Annotated in this window: 6 protein-coding genes; 5 read left to right on the top strand and 1 reads right to left on the bottom strand. The window is 63.9% G+C overall.

Annotated features, from left to right (window positions below; translation table 11 throughout):
- From AYJ54_RS53140 to boxB, 5 genes are all read left to right on the top strand, one after another.
- A partial coding sequence (locus AYJ54_RS53140) for an AMP-binding enzyme (protein WP_245329251.1) occupies window positions 1-508 on the top strand: 508 nt, incomplete at its 5' end.
- Window positions 509-761: 253 nt separating this feature from the next.
- Window positions 762-1,577, top strand: a complete 816-nt coding sequence (locus tag AYJ54_RS40540) for an alpha/beta fold hydrolase (RefSeq protein WP_063708094.1) — start codon at window positions 762-764, stop codon at window positions 1,575-1,577.
- 21 nt (window positions 1,578-1,598) lie between these two features.
- Entirely contained in the window at window positions 1,599-1,745 is a 147-nt protein-coding gene (locus AYJ54_RS50205; protein WP_245329250.1) for a hypothetical protein, read from the top strand.
- 110 nt (window positions 1,746-1,855) lie between these two features.
- Window positions 1,856-3,544 (top strand): 2,3-epoxybenzoyl-CoA dihydrolase, encoded by a 1,689-nt coding sequence (boxC, locus tag AYJ54_RS40535; RefSeq protein WP_063708093.1) that lies wholly within the window; start codon window positions 1,856-1,858, stop codon window positions 3,542-3,544.
- A 176-nt stretch (window positions 3,545-3,720) separates the two neighbouring features.
- Window positions 3,721-5,172: a benzoyl-CoA 2,3-epoxidase subunit BoxB gene (gene boxB / locus AYJ54_RS40530; RefSeq protein ID WP_063708092.1), complete on the top strand. Its 1,452-nt coding sequence runs from the start codon at window positions 3,721-3,723 to the stop codon at window positions 5,170-5,172.
- A gap of 188 nt (window positions 5,173-5,360) precedes the next feature.
- Here the strand turns inward: boxB and AYJ54_RS40525 are convergent, their stop codons facing one another.
- Entirely contained in the window at window positions 5,361-6,161 is an 801-nt protein-coding gene (locus AYJ54_RS40525; RefSeq protein WP_063708091.1) for an SDR family oxidoreductase, read from the bottom strand.
- Window positions 6,162-6,172: the final 11 nt, after the last annotated feature.

Raw genomic sequence — 6,172 nt, 5'->3', positions numbered from 1 at the left:
GCGGCTCGTCAATGAAGCCGGCCAGGAGGTGGCCGACGGCGAGGTCGGCGAGCTTCTGGTCGATGCGCCTTCCGCCGGTGAAGGCTACTGGAACCAGCGCCACAAGAGCCGCCGCACATTTGAAGGTCCGTGGACCCGCACTGGCGACAAATATGTCCGCGACGCCGAAGGCCGCTACACCTTCTGCGGCCGCGCCGACGACATGTTCAAGGTCTCCGGCATCTGGGTCTCACCCTTCGAGGTCGAGAGCGCGCTGATCACGCATCCCGCCGTGCTGGAAGCGGCCGTCGTGCCCGAGGCCGATGCGGAGGGCCTGCTAAAGCCAAAAGCCTTCGTCGTGCTGCGCCCCGGCGCCAAGACGGCCGATCTGCAGGAGATGCTGAAAGAGCACGTCAAGCAGAAGATCGGCCCGTGGAAATACCCGCGCTGGATCGACGTGGTGGAGTCCTTGCCGAAGACGGCTACGGGAAAGATTCAGCGATTCAAGTTGCGGGAAGGGGCGAATTGAGCGTGTGCATGCGGCCCAGTGCTGTCGCTGCGAACGCCAATGCGCTCCCTCCTCCCTTGCGGGGGAGGGCAGGGGAAGGGGGTAGCCCAGGAAAAGGTCTATCCATCGCCATTACATCGCGTGTTGCGTTTGCTCAGATCGAGAGAGTGTGCCGTGTGGCACCCCCCTCCCTAGCCCTCCCCCGCAAGGGGGGAGGGAACGACGGAGTACGTGGCGGCGCCTCGCGTTTCCTGGATGAAGAGGAATAAACAGAATGGCTCTCACCCCCGCGGGCTTCCTCACCATCGATGGCGACAGCCTCGAATACAAATGGCTCGCGCCGCAATCCGCTGACGCGCCGACCATCGTCATGCTGCATGAAGGGCTCGGCTCGGTCGGGCTCTGGGGCGACTTTTCGGAGAAGCTGCAACAGGCGACCGGCGCCGGCGTCTTCGTCTATTCGCGCGCGGGCTACGGCCAGTCGAGCCCGGTGACGCTGCCGCGGCCGCTCGACTACATGCAACGCGAGGCGCTCGACGTGCTGCCGAAGCTGCTCGATGCGATCGGCTTCAAGCGCGGCCTCTTGCTCGGCCATTCCGACGGCGCTTCGATCGCGGCGATATATGCCGGCTCGCATCAGGATCACCGCCTGCACGGCCTCGTGCTGCTGGCACCGCATTTCATCGTCGAGGACATCTCGGTGAAGTCGATCGCGGAAATCAAGACGGCCTACGAGACCACCGACCTGAAGACAAAACTCGCGCGCTGGCACAAGGATGTCGACAACGCCTTCTATGGCTGGAACGGCGCCTGGCTCGATCCGAAATTCCGCGACTGGGACATTTCCGAGTACCTCGCCTACATCCGGGTCCCTGTCATGGTCCTGCAAGGTGTCGATGATCAATATGGGACGCTGCGCCAGGTCGAGATTGCGCAGGAAGAGTGTTATTGTCCGGTCGATTTGAAAATTATTTCAGGCGCGGGGCATTCCCCGCATCGTGAAGCGCCGGGAGCGACGCTTGACGCGATTGCACAGTTTGCGACGGCGGCCCTGCGCGACGACAGGGGACTTCTGGGACGTGCCGCATGATCTGTTGGAGGCACACCTTCGATGAGCCGCCCCGGCGACGGCTTTGTCGAAAGCTTCCCGGTCGCATCATTGGTCGCGCTGCTCCAGGGCAAGCTTGGCCGCCCGCAACTTTCCAAGGCCGACTGGATCGCGCTCGGCGCGCCCGCGCGGTCCCCCGTGGCCTCATGAAACAAAATGCATGTAAGGCTAGCGTAGGGGCTAGACGCTCCTAAAAATATGCACTATTGTGCATCTAACGGTTAAAGACTGAGGCTCATAATCAAGCTCAAGGGTGGCCCATGGCCGGGGAAGATCGTCGCCTCGCAGGCGGTGCGAAGTTCATCGATTTCCAGACCGATCCGTCCCGCTACCGGCACTGGAAGCTCGCCGTGGACGGTGACGTCGCGACGCTGACCATGGATGTCGACGAGAATGGCGGCCTGTTCGAGGGCTATCTGCTCAAGCTCAACTCCTACGATCTCGGCGTCGATATCGAGCTCGCGGATGCGATCCAGCGGCTGCGCTTCGAGCACCCCGAGGTGAAGGTCGTGGTGATGCGCTCGGCCAAGAACCGGGTGTTCTGCGCTGGTGCCAACATCCGCATGCTCGCCGGCTCGACCCACGCCCACAAGGTCAACTTCTGCAAGTTCACCAACGAGACCCGCAACGGCATGGAGGATTCGTCGGAGAATTCCGGCCAGCGCTTCATCACCGTGGTGAACGGCTCCGCCGCCGGCGGCGGCTATGAGCTCGCGCTCGCCACCGACCACATCATCCTGGCCGATGACGGCTCTTCTGCTGTTGCATTGCCCGAAGTGCCGCTGCTCGCCGTGCTGCCGGGTACCGGCGGTCTCACCCGCGTCGTCGACAAGCGCAAGGTGCGTCGCGACCATGCCGATTTCTTCTGCACCATCGAGGAAGGTGTGAAGGGCAAGCGCGCCGTCGCCTGGCGTCTCGTCGACGAGATCGCGCCGAACTCCAAGCTCGAGGCGAAGATCGTCGAGCGCGCCAAGGAGTTCGCCGGTGCCTCGAAGCGCAACGGCAGCGGTAAGGGCATCGCGCTGACGCCGCTCAAACGCATCATCGACGAGACCAGCATCCGCTACGGCTTCGTCAGCGTCGATATCGATCGCGCCGCGCGCATCGCAACCATTTCGATCAAGGCGCCGGAGGCCGCTCCGCCCGCCGACATCGACGGCCTGATGGCGCAGGGCGCGTCCTTCTGGCCGCTCCAGGTCGCGCGCGAGCTCGATGACGCCATCCTGCACCTGCGCATCAACGAGCTCGAGATCGCCATGCTGGTGTTCAAGAGCCATGGTGACCGCGCCCACGTGCTCGCCTGTGACGCCTTCCTCGAAGCCAACAAGGCGCACTGGCTGGTCAACGAAATCCGCCATTACTGGAAGCGCGTGCTGAAGCGCATCGATGTCACCTCGCGCACGCTGGTGACGCTGGTCGAGCCCGGCTCCTGCTTTGCCGGCACGCTCGCCGAGCTCGTCTTTGCCGCCGACCGCTCCTACATGCTGATCGGCACGCGCCAGGGCGACAACCGTCCGCCGCCGTCGATCGAGCTCTCTGCCATGAACTTCGGCCCGTATCCGATGAGCCATGGGCTGACGCGGCTCGAGTCGCGCTTCCAGGCCGATCCATCCGATGTGGAGCGCGCGGAAGCCACCATCGGTACCAGCCTCGACGCCGAGGAGGCCGAGGAGCTCGGCCTCGTCACCTTCGCGCTCGACGACATCGACTGGGACGATGAGGTCCGCGTGTTTCTGGAGGAGCGTGCGAGCTTCTCGCCCGACAGCCTCACCGGCATGGAAGCGAGCCTGCGCTTCGTCGGTCCCGAGACGATGGAATCCAAGATCTTCGCGCGCCTCACCGCGTGGCAGAATTGGATCTTCCAGCGCCCGAACGCCGTCGGCGAGGAAGGCGCGCTGCGCCGCTACGGCAGCGGGCAGAAGCCGAAATTCGATATGACGCGGGTGTAACTCTCATGTCCCGGGCGCGCTGCGGCACCAAAAGCGCGGAACGCGCGTCTTCGCGCGCTATGATGACGCTGCGCAGAACCGGGACCCACAACGGACGCACATAGGTCCCGGCTCAGCAGCGCACCGCTTCGCGCTGCGCAGCGTCCGGGACGCGAGACGGACCAAGGAGCACGGCCATGAACATGAACATCATGAACGTCGACTACTCGACCAAGATTCCGAACAACGTGAATCTCGCCGAAGACCGCCAGGTGCTCAAAGCCCTGGAAGGCTGGCATCCCGGCTACATGGACTGGTGGAGCGACATGGGGCCGGAGGGCTTCCAGGAGTCGCTGGTGTACTTGCGCACCGCGTACTCGGTCGATCCGCGCGGCTGGGCCAAGTTCGACTATGTCCGCATGCCCGAATATCGCTGGGGCATTCTGCTTGCGCCGCAGGAAGAGAACCGTGTCGTGCCGTTCGGCGAGCATTATGGCGAGCCGGCCTGGCAGGAAGTGCCCGGCGAGCATCGCGCGATGCTGCGGCGCCTGATCGTGATCCAGGGCGACACCGAGCCGGCCTCGGTCGAGCAGCAGCGTCACCTCGGCAAGACCGCGCCCTCGCTCTACGACATGCGCAACCTGTTCCAGGTCAATGTCGAGGAAGGCCGTCATCTCTGGGCGATGGTCTACCTGCTGCAGAAGTATTTCGGCCGCGACGGCCGCGAGGAGGCCGACGACTTGCTGCGCCGCCGCTCGGGCGATGCCGATGCGCCGCGCATGCTAGGGGCCTTCAACGAGGCGACGCCGGACTGGCTGTCCTTCTTCATGTTCACCTATTTCACCGACCGCGACGGCAAGATGCAGCTGCACTCGCTGGCGCAGTCGGGCTTCGATCCGCTGTCGCGCACTTGCCGTTTCATGCTGACGGAGGAAGCGCATCACATGTTCGTCGGCGAGACCGGCATCACCCGCGTCGTTCAGCGCACCTGCGATGCCATGAGGGACGCCGGAATCTCCGATCCGACCGACATCGCCAAGGTCCGCGCGCTCGGCGTCATCGACCTGCCGACCATCCAGAAGAAGCTGAACCTGCACTATACGTTGTCGCTCGACCTGTTCGGCTCCGAAGTTTCGACCAATGCGGCGAACGCCTTCAACGCCGGCATCAAGGGCCGCTACCACGAGACCCAGATCGAGGACGACCACCAGCTCAAGAACGCCACCTATCCGGTGCTCAAGCTGATCAACGGCGAGGCCAAGCTGGTCGACGAGCCGGCGCTGACCGCGCTCAACATGCGCCTGCGCGACGACTACAGCCAGGATTGCGTCAAGGGCATGCTGCGCTGGAACAAGGTGATCTCGACCGCGGGCTACGACTTCAAGCTGACGCTGCCGAACGTCGCCTTCCATCGCCACATCGGCGAGTTCAAGGACATCCACGCCACGCCCGACGGCATCCTGATCGACGACGCCACCTGGGCCAAGCGCAGGGACGAGTGGCTGCCGTCGGCGAGCGACGGCGACTTCATCACCTCGCTGATGCAGCCCGTCACCGAGATCGGCAAGTTCGCCTCCTGGATCTCGCCGCCGAAGGTCGGCATCGACAACAAGCCCGGCGATTTCGAGTACGTGAAGATTGAGTCGTAAGCGTCAGGGACTGACGGTTGCGCAACATTGAATCCTGTCATCACCCGCGAAAGCGGGTGATCCAGTATTCCAGAGACGGTAGAGGCTTCGCAGAGAAGCCGCGGCGTAATGGATGCCCCGCTTTCGCGGGGCATGACAGCGGAATGTGACGTGAGAGCGTCGCGCTCTCGCGGCCAGCCTCAGCTATCCTAACCGCTCGCCGCGACTCCCGGATTGCCGTAGGCGATGCCGCCATCCACTGCGATGGTCGCGCCGACCACATAATCGCCCGCCCGCGAGGCGAGATAGATTGCGGCACCGGCCATGTCCTCGTCGGTGCCAATCCGATCTGCAGGCACGTGCATTGCCACCTCGTCACCATGATCGCGCGCGGCGCGGTTCATGTCGGATTTGAACGGTCCGGGCGCAATCGCCGTGACCGCGATATGGTCGGAGATGAGCCTCGCCGCCATCCGCCGCGTCAGGTGAATCAACCCGGCCTTGCTGGCGGCGTAAGAATAGGTTTCGCTCGGATTGACGAAGATACCGTCGATCGAGGCGATGTTGATCACCTTCGCCGGCCTCTCTGCGGATGCAGCCGCACGCAGCGGCGCGGCCAGCGCCTTGGTCAGGAAGAACGGCGACTTCACGTTGAGGTTCATTACCTTGTCCCAGCCGCTCTCCGGAAATTCGTCGAACTCCGCGCCCCAGGCTGCGCCGGCATTGTTGACGAGGATGTCGAGTTTTTGCTCGCGCTTCGCAAACTCGCTGGCGAGCAGCTCGACGCCGGCCAGCGTCGAGATGTCGATCGGCAGCGCGATGCATTCGCCGTCATATTGCGCGGAGAGCTCCTTGGCTGTCTCTTCGCAAGGCCCCGCCTTGCGCGCGGTGATGTAGACCTTCGCCGCGCCGGCGCTCAGAAAACCCGCCGCGATCATCTTGCCGATGCCGCGCGAGCCGCCGGTGACGAGCGCGACTCGGCCTTTGAGTGAGAACAGGTCGTTGAACATGATGCCTCCCT

Origin of the sequence: Bradyrhizobium centrolobii, assembly GCF_001641635.1 — a bacterium.
GTDB lineage: Bacteria > Pseudomonadota > Alphaproteobacteria > Rhizobiales > Xanthobacteraceae > Bradyrhizobium > Bradyrhizobium centrolobii.
Note: the sequence above shows the minus strand (reverse complement) of the source record. Positions and strands in the feature narration are given on the sequence as shown.